Raw genomic sequence first — 15,680 nt, forward strand, 5'->3', positions numbered from 1 at the left:
CGGTCAGCTCACCCCCAGCCGGGCCAGCGGCTCGACCAGCTCGCGCTCCTCGTAGCTGAGGTGGGACAGCAGGGTGTCGCTCAGCAGGTCCACCGCGGCACGCAGCTCGGCCAACCCGTCGGGCGCGCCGACGTACGCGACCAGGGCCTGGTCGACGCCCTCCAGCACGTCGTGGATGACGTGGTGTTCCTGCTCCAGCCGGTCGACGACCGGGGCGAGGCGGGGATCGCGCTGCCGCAGCCGCGGGAAGAGGGCCTGGTCCTCGATGGTGTGGTGGGTGGTGACGATGCGGCAGTAGGACTCGCAGTAGACGCCGAGGGTCCACCGGTTCTGCCGCATGGTCATCGTGTTGATGTGCGACCGGGCCGTGCCGGCATCGATCTCACCGGCCGCCACCTGCTCGATCAGGTCGTGGATCTGGGCCAGTTCGCCGCGCAGGCCGTCGTGCACCTGCACCAGGTGCTGGCCGTTGGCCTGCTCCTGCGGGGTGTAGGTACGCGTCGGGTCGGGCGCGGGTCCGCTCGGCCGGGTCGACTCGTCCCAGACCTGCCGGTCGCTGCGCCGCCGGCCGTCGTCAGGGGTCGGCACCACCGCGAAGGCGCCGCTCGGGCGGGCCGCCCGCACCGGCGCGGCGACAACCCTCGCCGGCTCAGGCTCAGGCTCAGGGTCCGGCGTGCGCTCCGGCGCCGTGCCACGGTCGCGCTCGGCGGCCACCAACTCGCGGACGGCGGGAGCCACCTCGCCGGCGAACCGGCGCAGGTCGTCGGGGTCGTCGCTGCCGAGGATGAAGGTGCTGATGCCCTCGTCCAGCGCGAGCTCGGCCAGTTCCTGCACCCACTGCTCAGCCGGCCCGTGCAGCGGGCCGCGTCCGACCGAGTCGAACTGTCCGGAGATGTTGAGCAGCCGGCGGATGTCCTCGGGCGAGCGGCCCGCCTGCCGGGCGGCCTCATCGATGATCACGTTGCCCTTTTCCAGGTCACCGGGCTGGAGGTAACCCAGCGAGGGCAGCCAACCATCGGCCCGGCGACCGGTGAGCTCAAGCATCCGAGGCTTGTACGCGCCCAGCCAGATCGGCACCGCGTGCGCGGGCGCCGGGCCGCGCTTGGCACCGACCACCCGGTGGAACTCGCCATCGACGCGCACTCCGCCGCGCGCCTCGGCGTCCCAGAGCTGGCGGATGACCTCGATGGCCTCCTCCAGCGCCCGTACACCCTGGCCGGGGGTCAGCCGACGGCCGCCCATCGCCTCGATGGCCTCCCAGAACGCTCCCGCGCCGAGGCCGAGCTCGACCCGGCCGCCGCTGAGCAGGTCCAGGCTGGCGACGCTGCGGGCGAGCACCGCCGGAGGTCGCAGCGGCAGGTTCGTGACGTTCGCCGACAGGTGCACCCGGGTGGTCCGCGCGGCGACGTAGCTCAGCAGCGTCCACGTGTCGAGGAACTTCGGCTGGTAGGGGTGGTCCTGGAAGGTGACCAGGTCCAGGCCGACCTGCTCGGCCAGGACCGCGAGACTGACGGTGTGTCCCGGGTCGTCGGCGCCGGGCGTGGTGAACGATCCGAAGACCAGGTCGTGGCCGTAGTCGCTCATCTGCGAGCCTCCCGTGTCGCGCGATGCATCATGACCTCAACCTTATGTCATACAGAACATCTGCTGCCAACAAGGTCTGCGACGCTGCGCTATTGTCGGCGTATGACGGGTGCCACCGACGCGCGGGACCGACCCGATCCCCTCGACGAAGACCTGGGCTGGATGCTCGGGATCGTCTTCCGTGGTTACGTCCGGGCGGCCGAGCACGCGCTCACCGACTTCCCCGGTGGCCCACGCGGCTACCAGGTGCTCACCGCCGCGATCAACGGGCCGACCCGGAACCAGGGTGCGATCGCCGAGGAACTCGGCATGGACCGCACCGTGCTCACCTACGTCATCGACGACCTCGAACGACCCGGGTTCGTCGCCCGCCGGGCGGACCCGGCCGACCGGCGCAGCCGACTGGTCGACGTCACCGACGCCGGTCGCGCAGCGTGGGAGCAGCGGCGGCGGGCGCTGCGCCAGGTCGAGTCACACCTGTTGGGGGCGCTCTCGCCGGCCGAGTCGGCGACGCTGCGGGCCCTGCTCCAGCGGGTCGCCTGCTCGGCCCAGGCCGTCGACCCACTACGCGACCTCTGCGAGGTGGTCGCGCAGGTGCAGCCCGACCCGACCCCGCCCACGCTTTCGCCGAGCGCACCACCGGCGTCCGCGCCCCCGCGGCGGACGCCGGCCACCCGCACCCGCCGTCGCGGCTGAGCCGGGCAGGCGGTCTGGTCAGGCGGTCGGGTCAGGCGGCGGCCCGCTCCGGCAGCGGACGACGCCGCAGCGCCGGATCGGTGAGCACCTGCGGCGACCAGGCGCCGTCGGGCTGGTAGAGGTTCGTTCCGGGCGCGACGATCTCGTCGATCCGGTCCAGCACCGCGTCGTCGAGGGTGAGTTCCGCACCCGCCAACAGCCCGTCAAGCTGCTCCATGGTGCGCGGGCCGATGATGGCCGACGTGACACCCGGATGCGCGACAGTGAACGCCACGGCCAGCTCCGGCAGGGTGCAGCCGACCTCCTCGGCGAGCGCGACGAGACGGTCGACCGCGGCGTACTTGGCCGCGTTGCCCGGCAGCGCGGGGTCGAAACGGGCCGGGGTGAGGGCAGGTCGGCCGGCGCTGAGATCGACCGGTCGGCCGGCCCGGTACCGGCCGGAGAGGAAACCGGAGGCGAGCGGGCTCCAGACCAACACCCCCATGCCGAGACGCTGGCAGACCGGCAGCACCGACGTCTCGATCCCCCGGGCCAGGATCGAGTACGGCGGCTGCTCGGTGCGGAACCGACCCAGCGCCCGCCGCTCGGCCACGTGGTACGCCTGCACGATCTCGTCCGCCGGGAACGTCGAGCAGCCGAAGGCCCGGATCTTTCCGGCCCGTACCAGGTCGGTGAGCGCGCCCAGCGTCTCCTCCACGTCGGTGGTGTGGTCCGGCCGGTGCACCTGGTAGAGGTCGATCCAGTCGGTGCCGAGCCGGCGCAGGCTCTCCTCCACCTCTCGGACGATCCAGCGCCGGGAGTTGCCCCCGCGGTTGGGGCCCTCCCCCATCGGAAAGTGGACCTTGGTGGCCAGCACCACGTCGTCGCGCCGGCCGCGCAGCGCCTTCCCGACAATCACCTCCGACTCCCCGGCGGAGTACATGTCGGCGGTGTCGACGACGTTGATCCCCCGGTCCAGTGCGGCGTGCACGATGCGGACGCAGTCGTCGTGGTCGGGGTTGCCGACCGCGCCGAACATCATCGTGCCGAGACAGTGGACGCTGACCTGGATGCCGGTGCCGCCGAGGACGCGGTAGCGCATGGAGTCCCCCGAAATGGTTGGAGCCGCGCGGACGGGGGCGGCTGGCCCGTCCAGCCAACCTAGGCATTCGAGCGCACTCGAGGTCAAGTGAGCGCTGGCCAGGCCCGCCGGCACCGCTCGACCGTCGTGCGTCGAGCCGTACCGGCGGGCCCGTGCCGAGGTCAGCGCACGTGCACGAACACCGGGTTCGAGTAGAACCACAGGTCGTCCCACGGGCTCTCCAGCCCGTCGGCCAGCGGCTCCGCCTCGTCCGTGCTGGTGCCGCGGACCCGCGCGTAGGTGTCGGCCTCCACGTTGCGCAGCGTGTGCCGGATGACGTAGTCCGCACCCTGCCGGCGCCAGTCCCGCGGGCCGAACCGGGCCACCACCTTTGTGGTGGGGTTGGTGTCGGCGTCCGGGTTGGCGCTCGGACCGGTGATCTGACCGACGATCAGGTCGACCCGGCGAACCTCGGGGCGGTCACCGTTGGCGTTCGCGCCGTTCAGCGGACGGAACTTGATCTCGATCTCGACATCGGTGCGGTTGCGACGGCTGACCGTGATGGTCTCGCCCACCTCGGCGGTCCGGCCCTGGGAGCTGGCGGTGACGTCGAGGCTGCTGATCAGGTCACCGGTGGTGACCCAGATCCGGCCGTTGCGCAGGCCGTCCATGATGTCGCCATAGTCCTGGCGGGCGTGCACGTAGGTCTTGCTGTACTCGCCCGGCCAGAAGTCCGAGCCGCCGCGCGTCCAGTGCACGTGTGAGTCCGAGGTCGCCGTGATCCACCAGCGGCGGCCCTCGCCGAGCAGCGAGTCCCACAGCCCACCGACCCGCGCGGTCATCTGGTCGAAGCCACCGTAGGTGGGGTGGTTGCCGTACCCGCCCCGCTTGCCGCCGTTGAGCGGACCCGCCTGGTGGCCGGGCGCACCCTCGAAGCCGATGTACACGTCCGGGGCGGCGTTGTTGCCGTTACGGAACTCCCGTGGGGTGTCCTGGCCGTAGACGCCGAGGCCGGGCGCCGAGCGCGACGCGTGGTGGGCGATCACCAGCGGCTTGTGCGGCATCCCCCGGGCGACCTTGAGGAACTCCACCATCCTGGCCTCGGTGTCCCGGGCCGGGTCGGTGGGGAACGCGTCGTACTTGGCGAACCGGCTCTCCAGCTCGAACAGCTGCTTCGCCTCGTCGTCGTGGCGGGGGATCATCAGCGTGTGGTGGTCCAGCGCCGGCGCGTCGAACTCCATGCCCCAGAACTGGAGCACCTCGGGGACCAGCTTGCGCGAGCGCAGCAGGTCGGGGTACGCCTGCTCGATGTTCACCTTGGAGTGGGTCGGTCCACCGTGGTCGGTGCACATCGCCCAGCTCAGGCCGAAGTTCTTCGCCATGATGGCGTTGGTGACGATCGGGTAGACCGCGTCCGCGCCCTTGTGGAACACGATCGGGGACTTCGTGGTGTCGAATTCGCCGCTGTACTCGGAGTGGACATGGTGGTCACCGGCACGCCACGCCCGGTTCTTGGAGTTGCCCCGGTCGCCCGTGTCGTCGCCGGGCCGCCGCTCCTCGTCGGCCCAGGCCGCGCCTCCGCCGATCAGCGGGCTGGCAGCGGCCAGCGTCGCGCCGACGCCCGCGTACTTGACCAGCTTGCGGCGCGACAGCTGCCCGCGCTCGGTCTCTTCGGGTTGCTTGTCCCTCACGTGAGAGCCTCTCCTCGATCAAGCGAATGCTCTTTCGATCAAGGAGCCTTGAAGAAGGTCGTGAACGCACTCTGTACGGTGCGCGGGCGCACGATGAACACCCGGCCCGGACCTCCCGACAGGCCCGGCGCCGCCCGCTCGAGGCTGCGGCCGGCACCCCGCGACGGCGCGGGGTGCCGGACCAGGATCGCCAGGTCAGGGCACCTGCCGGGTATCCCGCGTGCTCCGGGCGGCCGACGAGTCGGCCGGTCCGGTGACCACCGGTGGCGCGACGTCGACCGAGGGCAGCCCGGCCCGGCCGGCGAGCGGCAGGATCAGCTCGCTGCGACCCAGGTCGACCCGGACGGTGGCGTCCTGGTCGTCGGTCTCGGTGAACTGCGGGTCGCTCTGGCCGAGCACCAGGCCGAGCACATGGCCGGCGGGTAGCACCGCGTCGTACGCGTTCAGCGGCACGGTCACCGTGTACCAGCGGTCCGGCCGCAGGGGGGTGGTGAACCGCAACGAGCGGTGGTGCGCCGCATCGAGCCAGCCCCGGGTGAGCACGGCATGGTCGGAGACTTCGGTGATCTCCTCGGTGTCCCGGTAGCAGGCGTCGTCGACGTCCGTGGAAGCTCCCCAGCACGACTCGGTGCTCAACGTCCGCACCCCCTCCGAGCTGCCGTACCGGATCCGCTCAGCGGTGCCGTAGTCGACCAGCCGGGCGGTCAGCTCGGTGGTCGGTCGGTCCACCCGGATCCGTAGCCGCACCGAGGCGCTGCCGGAGATCCGCACCGGCGCGGTGAGCGCGCCGGAGAGGAAGACCAACCTTCCGGCGGTCGCGGTGCTCGGCTTGGCGACCAACTCCGCCTCGCTCAGCGACTCGTCGACGTACGCCTGCTCGCGGCCCGGCCGCGCGCCGCGCCCGCCCAGGGTGCCGGTCACGCCGTCACCGGCACCGAGGGCCACCCGTACCTCCCGGGTGCCGGGTGCCGGCCAGTCCCGTTGCGTCGTCCAGGTTCCCGGCGCGGTCTCCAGGTCGACCCGCGGCTCGTCCATCACCCCGTTGCGCAGCCCCTGCAACCAGTAGTCGAACCAGCGGTGCAGGTCGGACACCCACTCGGCACGCCGGACGTCGAACGGGTCCTCGTGGCCGGCCTGGTAGAGCCAGAGCTTGCGGGGCACTCCCTGCTCGGCCAGCTCCTGCCACCAGCGGGCGAACTGGTTGGTGGTCACATTCAGGTCGTTGACGCCGTGCGCCACGAACACGCTGGCCCGCACCCGGTCGGCCGCGGGTCGGTAGTCGCGCTGCGCCCAGAACCCGTTGTAGTCGCCGGTCTCCTCGGCGCTGTCGGCGCGCAGCCGGGCCAGCACCTCCGCGCAGGCCTCGTCGGTGCGGCCGTTGACGTACGAGTGCAGGTAGCCGGGATAGTCCGAGGCACGCAGCACCCCCTGGTAGCGCATGTAGTCGTACCAGCTGGAGATCGCCGAGATCGGCACGATCGTCGCCAGCCCCGGCACGCCGGTGGCGGCGACCCCGTTGGCGACCGAGCCGTCCCACGACTTGCCGATCATGCCGACCCGCCCGGTGCTCCACGCCGCGCTGACCGCTTGACCGTCGGCGGTGAAGGCGCGGGCCCGCCCGTTGAGCCAGTCCACCACCGCCTTGGCGCTGCCCACCTCGGCCGGGCCGCCGACGTCCTCGCAGCCGGTGGAGCGGGCGGTGCCGGCGAGGTCCACCGCAGCGAACGCGTAGCCGCGCGGGACGAAGTAGTTGTCGTAGAACAGCGGCGCCTTGGCGATCACGCCTGCCGCGTCGTACGTCTTGCGCTCGCTCTCGTTGCCTCGGCCGCAGCAGAGGTAGTAGGGCGAGGCGTCCATGATGACCGGCACCCGGACCCCCACGGCGGCGGCCTCCCGGGGCCGGACCAGGTCCACCGCCACCCGGTCCCGCACGCCGTCACCGTCGGTGTCGGCCCGGGTCTCCACCCAGACGCTCTCCCGGATCGCGTCGGCATAGGAGTACGCGGGGACGGTCTGGTCGCCGACGACATGCGGCGGGGCCGGGCGGTGCTGGGCGGCCGGGTCAGCGGCCACCGGAGAGGCGGCAAACGAGTCAGCGGCCACCGGGGCGGCGGCCACCGGAGCGGTGGGCAACGTCGCGAGCAACAGGCCGGCCAGGACGGCGGCGACCCGGGCGCGGGTGCCGGCGGTCAACGGAGTGGGCGACATCGGTGTCCTCCCCAGGATGCGGCGCGTGGATGACATTCCATCGCATCGATGCCCTGCTTGCCTAGTGCCCGCCCGATCGCCGCCCACGACCGGCGGGGCCGTCGTCAGATCCGGGCGCGGGGCAGCCAACCCAGGAATCGGTTCCGGACCCGGGGTAACGGCAGCGTCGGCAGGTCCTGGACGGCGGCGACGAGGCAGGAGCCGAGGTACATGGCGAGGGCGGCGCGCGCCCCACCGAACTCGGCGAGGAGCTGGCTCTGTTTCGTGGCGCAGGGCCATTCGCGACCGCAGCCGGTGCAGGTCCAACTAGGCGGGTTGGGCAGGTGCTCGGGCAGTCTCGCCCGGCGGTACCGGCCCACGACACTGTTGTCCGAGCGCACGTCGCGTCGCTGGGCGGCTGGGCCGCCGTTGCGTGGCGCGAGCGGCCGAACGGGCGGCAGGTAGCGCCGGACGGTCCCGAGGAGTACACCGACGCGGATCAGCGCGTCCGGCCCCACCTGGTGGGCCAGCAACGCCGTCATCACGTGGTGCCCCAGCAGGTCGAGGGAGTCACGGTTCAGGCGCAGGTCGCGGCAGAGGTCGACGAATTCGAGGGTGGCCAGTGGTACGCGGTCGTCGAGCGCGCGGCGCAGCACCTCGCGCAAGGCGGTCCCGAGGCCCTCCAGCGCGTCACCCTCGCCCAGTCCCAGGCTGTCCTGGTCCGCCACCCGCGTCAGCGCCTCGGCCACGGCCAGCCGGACGACGCGGTCAGGGTCGGTACTGTCCACTGGTCACCCCGTTCGATGGCCGGTCGTCCGGCAAGGCCCGGCCGCGCTCCGGCGTCCGGGGAATTGTGGACAAGATTCCGGTGGGCGCAACCTGCATGGCTAGGCCAGCAGGCGCACCGATACGAATGCGGTAGTCGGAATGCGAAGTCGACCAGCCGACACACCGAGGTGGAACGGCGGGCGGGCCTCCACCTGCCCTATGGTGGAACTTCCATCAAAGCCTGTTGTGTAAGTGGGAATTGTTCACAGTTCGCTCCGGCCTCGCGGCCCGGTACGTCCCGCCGCCGGCCCCGGTCCAGCATCCGGCGACACCTTCCCCGGACGGAGACAGCGGATGACGTCACCAGTGCAGACCCGAGGATTCGAGAGCCGAGATCCGGCGGCCATTCGCCACTTCCTGGCCCGGACGTACGACACGGACCTGCGCATCCGCGGCGGGGACAACGGCTACCGGCTCTCCCACCAACGCATAGACACCGGGTTGTTCGCTCTCGCGACGATCGCTCAAACGGCGCACCTCGACATCGACGTGCACGGTATCGACGCTCTGGTCATCTGCCGCACCCGCACCGCCAGGGTCGAGCGCGCCACCGACGGAGCGGTCCATCGGTTCGGCCCCGGCGACGTCTTCCTCACCACCAGACCCGGTCTGCCGTTCAACGTGCACTGGCAACCCGGCGAGGTGGAACTCTGCGTGCTGGACCTGGCAGTGCTGGCGCAGGTCGCCACCGCCGCGCCGGCCCGGCGACCCGGTCAGGTCCGGTTCACCGACCTCGGGCCTGCCAGTGCCGCCCACGCCCGGCAGTGGCGGAACACCACCCGCTACATCAGCGACGTCGTGCTGACCAACGCGACCACCAACGCGGAGCCGCTGGTGATCGGCAACGCGGCGCGGATGCTCGCCGCGGCGGCACTCACGGTCTTCCCCAACACGGCGGTCACCGATCCGACCACCGAGGACCGGCGCGACGCCGGCACCGCCACGTTGCGCCGGGCGATCACCTTCATGGACGAGCACGCCGACCGGGACATCACCGCGGCCGACATCGCCAACGCCGCCGCCGTCTCCCTGCGGGCGGTGCAACTGGCCTTCCGCCGTCATCTCGGCACCACCCCGATGGCGCACCTGCGTCGGATCCGGCTCGATCGGGCCCACCACGACCTGGTGCGGGCCGACCCTCGTCGGGATACCGTGTCGGCGATCGCCAGTCGGTGGGGCTTCGCCAGCCACAGCAGATTCACCGCCCGGTACCACGCCAGCTACGGGGTGCCGCCCCGCGAGACCCTCCACGCCTGACCGACGCCAGCACCGCGCGGGCTAGTCCCGGTCGCGCTCGTGGGCGTCGCGGGCGGTCTGCAACTCGGGCACAGAGCCTTCCAGCAGGTCGGCGAGGCCGCGCAACTGCTCGGCGACCCGGGCACCGAGGGGGGTCAGCGAGTATTCGACGCGCGGCGGAATCGCCGTGAGGACCTCGCGGGTCAGCATGCCGTCGCGCTCAAGGGTCTGCAGGGTCTGGGAGAGCATCCGCTCGCTGACCCCGTCGATGCGCCGACGCAGCGCGTTGAATCGGTAGCGACCCTCGCCGAGCGCCAGCAGGGCCAGCGAAGCCCATTTCGAGGTGACGTCCTCGAACGTGGCGCGGGAGGTGCACCCGCGCGCGAAGACATCGCTGACGAGTTCCTGGGTAGGCCCCGCCGGGTCTTGGGCCGGCACGTCGTTCACCTCAACAGCCTACCTCACGATTACGAGTTCGCATGTACTGTGGATTAGTAAGTGCCTACAGTTTCGTCATCGCCGCACCGGAGGTTTCCCATGCCCACCTATGCCGTCACCGGCGCCACCGGCCGACTGGGCCGCCTGGTGATCGAGCACCTGCTCGACGCCGGCGTACCCGCCACCGAGATCGCCGCCGTCGTCCGCACCCCGGAGAAGGCCGCCGACTTCGCCGCGCGCGGCGTCGAGATCCGCCAGGCCAACTACGACGACCCGTCGACGCTGCCCGGCGCCGTGGCCGGAGTACGCCGCCTGCTGCTCATCTCCGGTGACACTCCCGGTCAGCGCGTTGCCCAGCACACCGCGGTCATCGACGCGGCCAAGCTCGCCGGGGTCGAGCGCCTGATCTACACCAGCATCCTGCGCGCCGACACCACCACGAACCCCCTGGCGCCCGAGCACAAGGCCACCGAGGAGGTCATCGCCGCCTCGGGTCTGCCGTACACGATCCTGCGCAACAGCTGGTACACCGAGAACTACACCGACCAGCTGCCGCAGTACCTGCAGACCGGCGTGATCCTCGGCGCCACCGGTGGCAGCAGGGTCTCCGCCGCGACCCGGGCCGACTACGCGGCGGCGGCCGTCGCAGCGCTGACCCGCCAGGAGGACGGCAACGCCGTCTACGAGCTGGGCGGGACGGCCTTCACCTTCGACGAGCTGGCCGCCGCCGTTACCGAGGTCACCGGCACCACGGTCGTCCACCGGGACCTGTCCGCCACCGAGCTCGCCGCGACCCTGGAGAACGTCGGGCTCGACGCGGGCACCGCCGGGTTCGTCGCCGCGCTCGACCACTCGATCGCCATCGGTGAACTGACGACCGACAGCGACGACCTCAGCCGGCTGATCGGCCGCCCGAGCACCCCGCTGCACGACGCCGTCCGGGCCGCGCACGCCTGACCGGCGGCCGTCGGCCACGTCGACGAGCACCGGCGGGCGACGGGTGCGTCCCTGTCGCCCGCCTGCGCTCCGGGAGCCCCCACGGCCGACACGTGCCGGCCGGGCGTTTACGCCCCGCGGCGCAGCGGTCGGAAGAAGTCTCGCAGGTCGTTGGCGAGCACGTCGGGTTCCTCCAAGGGCAGGAAGTGGCCTCCGCGGGTCGGGCCACGCCATTGGCGCAGGTCACGATAAACGCGCTCGGCGTACTCGCGGGGGTAGTCCCGGTCCTCCGGGGTGAGCCGGACTCCTGCTGGCACGTCAACAGCCCTCAGGGGCGGAGTCCGGGAGTCGTCGTAGTAGGGCCTGAAGGATGAGCCGATCGTCCCGGTCGCCCAGTAAAGAGTGGCGATGGTGAGTAGAAGGTCTTTGCTGAACCGAGATTCGAGGTCTCCGTCGCAGTCGCTCCAGGCCCGATACTTTTCCACGATCCAGGCGGCTAGGCCGGCGGGAGAGTCGAGCAGGGCCGCAGCGAGGGTGTCCGGTCGGGTGCTCTGGATGGCGGCGTAGCCGTCATCGCTGCCATCGTGCTCGTTCGATCGCGCTTTCAGGTAGGCCTGCTCGGCTGCGGACAATGGGTGGGCGTCGTCGAGAATGGGGTGCAGGTTCGGATGGTGGGTGTGGATCCCGACCACCCGCTGCCGGTGCCGGGCGCCGAGAAAGCCGGTGACATGAGAGCCGATGTCGCCGCCGTACGCGCCGAACGTGGAGTAGCTCAGGACATCCGTCATCAGCCGTGCCCATAGGTCAGCAACTACCGGAGGGGTCACCAGGCCGTGGATCGGCAGGTCCGAGAACACGAAGCCGGGCAGGGACGGAACGACGACGTCGAAGGCGTCGTCCTGCTCGCCGCCGTAGGCAGCCGGATCGGCCAGCCGCGCCGCTAGCGGCAACATCTCCACGAAGCTGCTGGGCCAGCCATGGGTGAGCACCAGCGGCAGCGGGGAGCGGGTGCCGCTGGAGGTTGCCGCGCGCAGGTGCACGAAGTGCACGCGCCGGCCGTCCAGGGTCGCGGTGTAGTGCGGCACTGCGTTGAGTTCGCGTTCCCGGGCGCGCCAGTCGAAGCCGCTGCGCCAGTAGGTCACTAGCTCGCGAAGGTAGTCCGGATCCGTGCCGGCACACCACCCGCTCGCAGTCGGGCGGGGAAAGCGGGTGCGCGCCAACCGCTCGGCCAGGTCCGCCAGCAGGTCGTCGGAGACGTCGATGGTGAATGGCACAGCTTGTGGCAGGGATGACATGAAGAGGGCCTCCGTGACCTGGGACGGATGAAATCCACATTCCCCAGGTCAGCTCGCCATATCGGCTCGCCCGATGGCTGCAAGGGAAGCGATTCGCATGCTACCGGCCGCGACGCTGCCTGAAAAGTGCTCACTCGGCTGTGGCCGGGAGCGCCACGTAGCCGGTGGTCGGCTGGGGCCGGGATCCGGCGAGCTCGGTAAGCATCGGGTGCAGCCGGGGAGCAGGAACATCCGGCACACCGCCGCGGCGGGCTAGTCAAGGTCGGGCTCGTGGGCGTCGCAAGCGGTCTGCACGGCGACACGTGCCGGTCGGCTACTCCGTCTCGTCGTCCTGGTCGGTGAGGTCGGCCAGGACGTCGGCCGCGTCCCGGTTGCCGCCGTCGGCGAGCCGTCGAAGCTCGGCGACATCGACCCGCTCGGTCGCCAGCTCGACGAGCTGATCGGTCGCGTCCTGGTCGCCCCGGTCGGCCAGGCGCCGCAGCTCGTCCATGTCGCCGCGCTCAGTGGCGAGCTCGACGAGCTGAGCCGCCGCGTCGGTGTTGCCGCTCTCTGCGAGCTGGCGCAGCTCCGCCAGGTCACCCCGCTCACCGGCGAGCTCGACGAGCTGGTCGACCGCGTCCCGGTCACCGTTCGCGGCCCGTTCCCGCAGGCCCGCAAGATCAGAATCTGACACGATCACGTACCTTTCACCAGGCTCACGCACGACGGTTCTCCATCGGCCCGCCGTCATCGTCGGCCGCCGCACCCGCCCGGTCGACCCGACCACTCCCCCGGGCTCACCACCGAAACCTAGACAACCGGCGCCGCGTCGGGCAGCCGAACGCCTCAACAGCATCGGCTGGCGGCGCGCCCTTCCGCGGTTGTCAGGGGGCCGTCTCCGTGGGGTCGGCGAGGAGCAACCCGGTCAGCAGGCTGCGCACGGTCCGCTCGAAGAGGTCCGTCTGGGGCGCGGGCGCCGAGGGCTGGCTGAACGCCGCGACCATGTGCGGGTACGCGGTGAGGTCGCCACCAGCGAAGCTGAACGACCCGGAGGTGGCCTCGCTGCGGGCGAATAGGCTCACCACGCCGGTCATCATGGCGATCGCCTCGAACTTGGCGGTGGCGGCGCAGCGGACGGGTTCCAGGACCCGCAGGCAGTTGTCGAACCAGGCGAGGCTGTCGGGGCCGATGCCGGACGGTCGGTGACTCACGTCGAACAACCACGGGTGGCGCCGGTGCAGCGCCAACTGCCGGCGGGCCAACAGCAGCATCGAGTGCAGCCAGTCGCCCTCCGTCTGCGGGTACGGCCGCAGCTCCCCAACGGCCCGGTCGGTCATCAGGTCCAGGAGGTCGTCACGGGAGGACAGGTACCGGTAGAGCGATCCGGCGCCGGTGCCCAGCGCGGTCGCGACGGCGCGCATCGACACCGCGGCGAGTCCTTCGGCGTCGGCCAGTGCGATGGCGGCCGCGACGATCTCATCGCGGCTGTGCGCCGGAACGGGACCGCGGCTGCCGCGTTCGGGCCTGGTCCAGATCGGTTGCCGGTCGGTGTCACCGCCGCCGGACTTCCTCGGTGCGTCGCTCACCGATCTACTGTAAACTGCAAACGTCGTTCGCAGTTTAGACCTGGCGGAAGGGCGGACCGATCATGGAACGGATCACGGCACGGGACGGCGCCAGCATCGTGCTGCACTCCACGGGCAGCGGACCCGGGATCGTCGTGGTGCACGGCGGCGGGGTCACCATCGACGTGTACGGTCGGCTGGCCACGGCCCTCGCCGACCGGTTCACCGTGCACCTCTACAACCGGCGGGGACGGGCCGACGCCCCGCCCAGGTCGATGCCCTACACGTTCGACCAGGACATCGACGACCTCGCCGTGGTGCTGGAGCACACCGGGTCCGGCAATGTCATCGGCCACAGCTCCGGCGGCTTCATCGCGCTCCGGGCCGCACTCCGGCTGCCGATCGACCGGCTCGCCCTCTACGACGCCGCGATCTCCATCGACGGCGGCTCACCGTCCGCGTGGCTGGAGCCCGCCCGCGCGGCGCTGCGGCGTGGCGACACCGCTCGGGGCCTCGCCATCACGGCCGCCGGCATCAACCCGCAGATGGCGGCGGCGAAGCTCCCGCTCGGCGTACGGGTCGCGATCACTCGGGCGTTCATGCGTACCCCGATCGGGCGCACGATGGGCGAGCTGCTGCCGATGACTCTGGACGAGACGGCCCTGATCCTGGCGCACGACGGCCCGGCCGCCCAGTGGGACGGGGTCACCTGCGAAGTGCTGCTGACGTGCGGCGCCGACGGCCCGCCCTACTACATCGATCTCAACGAGGCATTGGCCCGCGCGCTGCCACGAGCCAGGACGCTGACGATTCCTCGGAGCGGGCACGACGCCATCAACCGGGCGTACCCGAGAATGGTCGAGCCGCTCGTCGACTTCTTCGCGGCCCCGGTGACGCCGCAGCGGACGCCCCACACCTGACGGGCCACGCGGTCGCCCGGCCTGGCCGTCCCCAATGGATGTCGGCGCCATCGCGCGGCACGCACGGCTGCCCACGGTTATTGATCTTGGCTTAGGGTGGGGGACATGCCCGAATGCCCCTCGCACCGCCATCATGACGGCCACAGGTCGGGCCGCCCAGCGGCCTCGGAACACACCACCGAGCCGGCCGGCTGGTGAGTGGAGCACCCGCGCCCGCCGAGCGAGGTGAGCCGGCCGCACCGACAGACGGCCAGTCGAGGCTGGTCGACGGCTGCCGGCGACTCGCCGACTCGCGCCCCTTCGAGATCGGCATCGTTGTCGTCATCCTCGCCAACGGGGTCGTCCTCGGTCTGGAGACGTACGACGGCCTGATCGCACCAGGTGCGGCGCTGCACTGGCTGGAGTTGTTCTTCCGCGCCGTCTTCGTCGTCGAGATCGGCATCCGGCTGGCTGCGTACGGCCGTCGTCCGCAGGACTTCTTCCGGCACGGCTGGAACGTCTTCGACTTCGTGGTGATCGCGGCGATCTTCATACCGGGCCTGCACGGTGACCCGGCGCTGCTGCGCGTGGTGCGGGTCGCACGGATGATCCGGTTGGTGCGGTTCTCGCCGGGCCTTCGCACCATCGTCGCCGCCCTGTGGCGCAGCCTGCCGGGCGTCGGCGGTTTCCTCGCCCTGGCCGTGGTGACGCTCTACGTGTACGGCATGGCGGGCTGGCTGATCTTCGGCAGCAGGTACCCGGAGGAGTACGGCGACATCGGCCGGTCCCTGCTGACGTTGTTCGTGCTGCTGTCGCTGGAGACGCTGCCGGACCTCATCGAGCAGGGCATGGCCATCTCGCCGTGGACCCTGCTCTACTACGTCAGCTACGTAATCATCACCGTCAACCTGCTGCTCAACATCCTCATCGCGGTCATCGTCAACTCGATGGAGGAGGCACGCCGGTTGGAGATGACCGAGCGGCTGGCCCCCGGGTACGACGAGGACGGTGACGGCGTACCGGACGAGCTGGACCGTATCGCGCTCACCCAACGGCTGGACGACCTGCGGGCGGTGATCGCCGAGTTGGAACGGGAACTGCGGATCGACCGCGACGACGGGCACGGCCGCCCACACCGCGAGGACGCCCGTGCCGGACGATGAGCCTGGCCGCCGGGTGCCCGGATACACCCTCCGGTGCGGCGCATTCCAGCACGTGACGGTCATCCGACGTTCTTCCGTGGCGGTCCGCGTACCAGTTAGTCTCGATGGCGTCCTACAGGTCTG

14 protein-coding genes are annotated in these 15,680 nt (G+C 71.1%); 5 read left to right on the forward strand and 9 right to left on the reverse strand.

Going from position 1 to position 15,680, the window contains the following annotated elements; genetic code table 11:
- Nucleotides 1–3: 3 nt before the first annotated feature.
- Nucleotides 4–1,584 carry an LLM class flavin-dependent oxidoreductase gene (locus OG470_RS29525; RefSeq protein ID WP_328417509.1) on the reverse strand — a complete coding sequence of 527 codons (1,581 nt, stop codon included), beginning with the start codon at nt 1,582–1,584 and terminating at the stop codon, nt 4–6.
- A 102-nt stretch (nt 1,585–1,686) separates the two neighbouring features.
- On the opposite strand from OG470_RS29525, the gene OG470_RS29530 reads away from it, so the two are divergent.
- Nucleotides 1,687–2,280: a MarR family winged helix-turn-helix transcriptional regulator gene (locus tag OG470_RS29530; RefSeq protein WP_328417511.1), complete on the forward strand. Its 594-nt coding sequence runs from the start codon at nt 1,687–1,689 to the stop codon at nt 2,278–2,280.
- A gap of 31 nt (nt 2,281–2,311) precedes the next feature.
- Here the strand turns inward: OG470_RS29530 and OG470_RS29535 are convergent, their stop codons facing one another.
- From OG470_RS29535 to OG470_RS29550, 4 genes are all read right to left on the reverse strand, one after another.
- Nucleotides 2,312–3,361 carry an aldo/keto reductase gene (locus OG470_RS29535; RefSeq protein ID WP_328417515.1) on the reverse strand — a complete coding sequence of 350 codons (1,050 nt, stop codon included), beginning with the start codon at nt 3,359–3,361 and terminating at the stop codon, nt 2,312–2,314.
- Between the two features lie 161 nt (nt 3,362–3,522).
- Nucleotides 3,523–5,031, reverse strand: coding sequence for a phosphoesterase (locus tag OG470_RS29540; RefSeq protein ID WP_328417517.1), 1,509 nt, complete (start codon nt 5,029–5,031; stop codon nt 3,523–3,525).
- Nucleotides 5,032–5,226: 195 nt separating this feature from the next.
- Nucleotides 5,227–7,239, reverse strand: a complete 2,013-nt coding sequence (locus OG470_RS29545; RefSeq protein ID WP_328417519.1) for a Xaa-Pro dipeptidyl-peptidase — start codon at nt 7,237–7,239, stop codon at nt 5,227–5,229.
- A 104-nt stretch (nt 7,240–7,343) separates the two neighbouring features.
- The gene (locus OG470_RS29550; protein ID WP_328417521.1) at nt 7,344–8,006 is read right to left on the reverse strand and encodes a hypothetical protein; all 663 of its coding nucleotides are present in this window, start codon (nt 8,004–8,006) and stop codon (nt 7,344–7,346) included.
- A gap of 334 nt (nt 8,007–8,340) precedes the next feature.
- On the opposite strand from OG470_RS29550, the gene OG470_RS29555 reads away from it, so the two are divergent.
- On the forward strand, nt 8,341–9,303 hold the full coding sequence (locus OG470_RS29555) for a helix-turn-helix transcriptional regulator (protein WP_328417523.1): 963 nt from the start codon (nt 8,341–8,343) through the stop codon (nt 9,301–9,303).
- Nucleotides 9,304–9,324: 21 nt separating this feature from the next.
- Here OG470_RS29555 and OG470_RS29560 read toward each other — a convergent pair whose 3' ends face one another.
- Entirely contained in the window at nt 9,325–9,729 is a 405-nt protein-coding gene (locus OG470_RS29560; RefSeq protein ID WP_328417525.1) for a winged helix-turn-helix transcriptional regulator, read from the reverse strand.
- A gap of 90 nt (nt 9,730–9,819) precedes the next feature.
- Here OG470_RS29560 and OG470_RS29565 point away from each other — a divergent pair, with 90 nt between their 5' ends.
- Nucleotides 9,820–10,677 carry an NAD(P)H-binding protein gene (locus OG470_RS29565; protein WP_328417527.1) on the forward strand — a complete coding sequence of 286 codons (858 nt, stop codon included), beginning with the start codon at nt 9,820–9,822 and terminating at the stop codon, nt 10,675–10,677.
- Between the two features lie 107 nt (nt 10,678–10,784).
- Here OG470_RS29565 and OG470_RS29570 read toward each other — a convergent pair whose 3' ends face one another.
- The 3 genes from OG470_RS29570 to OG470_RS29580 form a co-directional block, all read right to left on the reverse strand.
- A complete protein-coding gene (locus OG470_RS29570; protein ID WP_328417529.1) occupies nt 10,785–11,951 on the reverse strand; it encodes an epoxide hydrolase family protein in 1,167 nt (388 codons plus the stop codon).
- Between the two features lie 313 nt (nt 11,952–12,264).
- Nucleotides 12,265–12,624 (reverse strand): hypothetical protein, encoded by a 360-nt coding sequence (locus OG470_RS29575; RefSeq protein WP_328417531.1) that lies wholly within the window; start codon nt 12,622–12,624, stop codon nt 12,265–12,267.
- Nucleotides 12,625–12,814: 190 nt separating this feature from the next.
- Nucleotides 12,815–13,516 carry a TetR/AcrR family transcriptional regulator gene (locus OG470_RS29580; protein WP_328417533.1) on the reverse strand — a complete coding sequence of 234 codons (702 nt, stop codon included), beginning with the start codon at nt 13,514–13,516 and terminating at the stop codon, nt 12,815–12,817.
- Between the two features lie 62 nt (nt 13,517–13,578).
- Here OG470_RS29580 and OG470_RS29585 point away from each other — a divergent pair, with 62 nt between their 5' ends.
- Together OG470_RS29585 and OG470_RS29590 are read left to right on the forward strand one after the other, a co-directional pair.
- Nucleotides 13,579–14,415 carry an alpha/beta fold hydrolase gene (locus OG470_RS29585; RefSeq protein WP_328417535.1) on the forward strand — a complete coding sequence of 279 codons (837 nt, stop codon included), beginning with the start codon at nt 13,579–13,581 and terminating at the stop codon, nt 14,413–14,415.
- Between the two features lie 194 nt (nt 14,416–14,609).
- Complete coding sequence (locus OG470_RS29590; protein WP_328417537.1) at nt 14,610–15,557, forward strand: ion transporter; 948 nt, start codon at nt 14,610–14,612, stop codon at nt 15,555–15,557.
- The last annotated feature ends 123 nt before the right edge of the window (nt 15,558–15,680 follow it).

The sequence above is a fragment of the Micromonospora sp. NBC_00389 genome, from assembly GCF_036059255.1.
Lineage (GTDB): Bacteria > Actinomycetota > Actinomycetes > Mycobacteriales > Micromonosporaceae > Micromonospora.

Excerpts from the sequence above, each read along its gene's own strand:
- OG470_RS29545 (WP_328417519.1), bottom strand. The coding sequence starts at position 7,239 with ATGTCGCCCACTCCGTTGACCGCCGGCACCCGCGCCCGGGTCGCCGCC.
- OG470_RS29530 (WP_328417511.1), top strand. The coding sequence starts at position 1,687 with ATGACGGGTGCCACCGACGCGCGGGACCGACCCGATCCCCTCGACGAA.
- OG470_RS29525 (WP_328417509.1), bottom strand. The coding sequence starts at position 1,584 with ATGAGCGACTACGGCCACGACCTGGTCTTCGGATCGTTCACCACGCCC.
- OG470_RS29555 (WP_328417523.1), top strand. The coding sequence starts at position 8,341 with ATGACGTCACCAGTGCAGACCCGAGGATTCGAGAGCCGAGATCCGGCG.
- OG470_RS29585 (WP_328417535.1), top strand. The coding sequence starts at position 13,579 with ATGGAACGGATCACGGCACGGGACGGCGCCAGCATCGTGCTGCACTCC.
- OG470_RS29570 (WP_328417529.1), bottom strand. The coding sequence starts at position 11,951 with ATGTCATCCCTGCCACAAGCTGTGCCATTCACCATCGACGTCTCCGAC.
- OG470_RS29535 (WP_328417515.1), bottom strand. The coding sequence starts at position 3,361 with ATGCGCTACCGCGTCCTCGGCGGCACCGGCATCCAGGTCAGCGTCCAC.
- OG470_RS29565 (WP_328417527.1), top strand. The coding sequence starts at position 9,820 with ATGCCCACCTATGCCGTCACCGGCGCCACCGGCCGACTGGGCCGCCTG.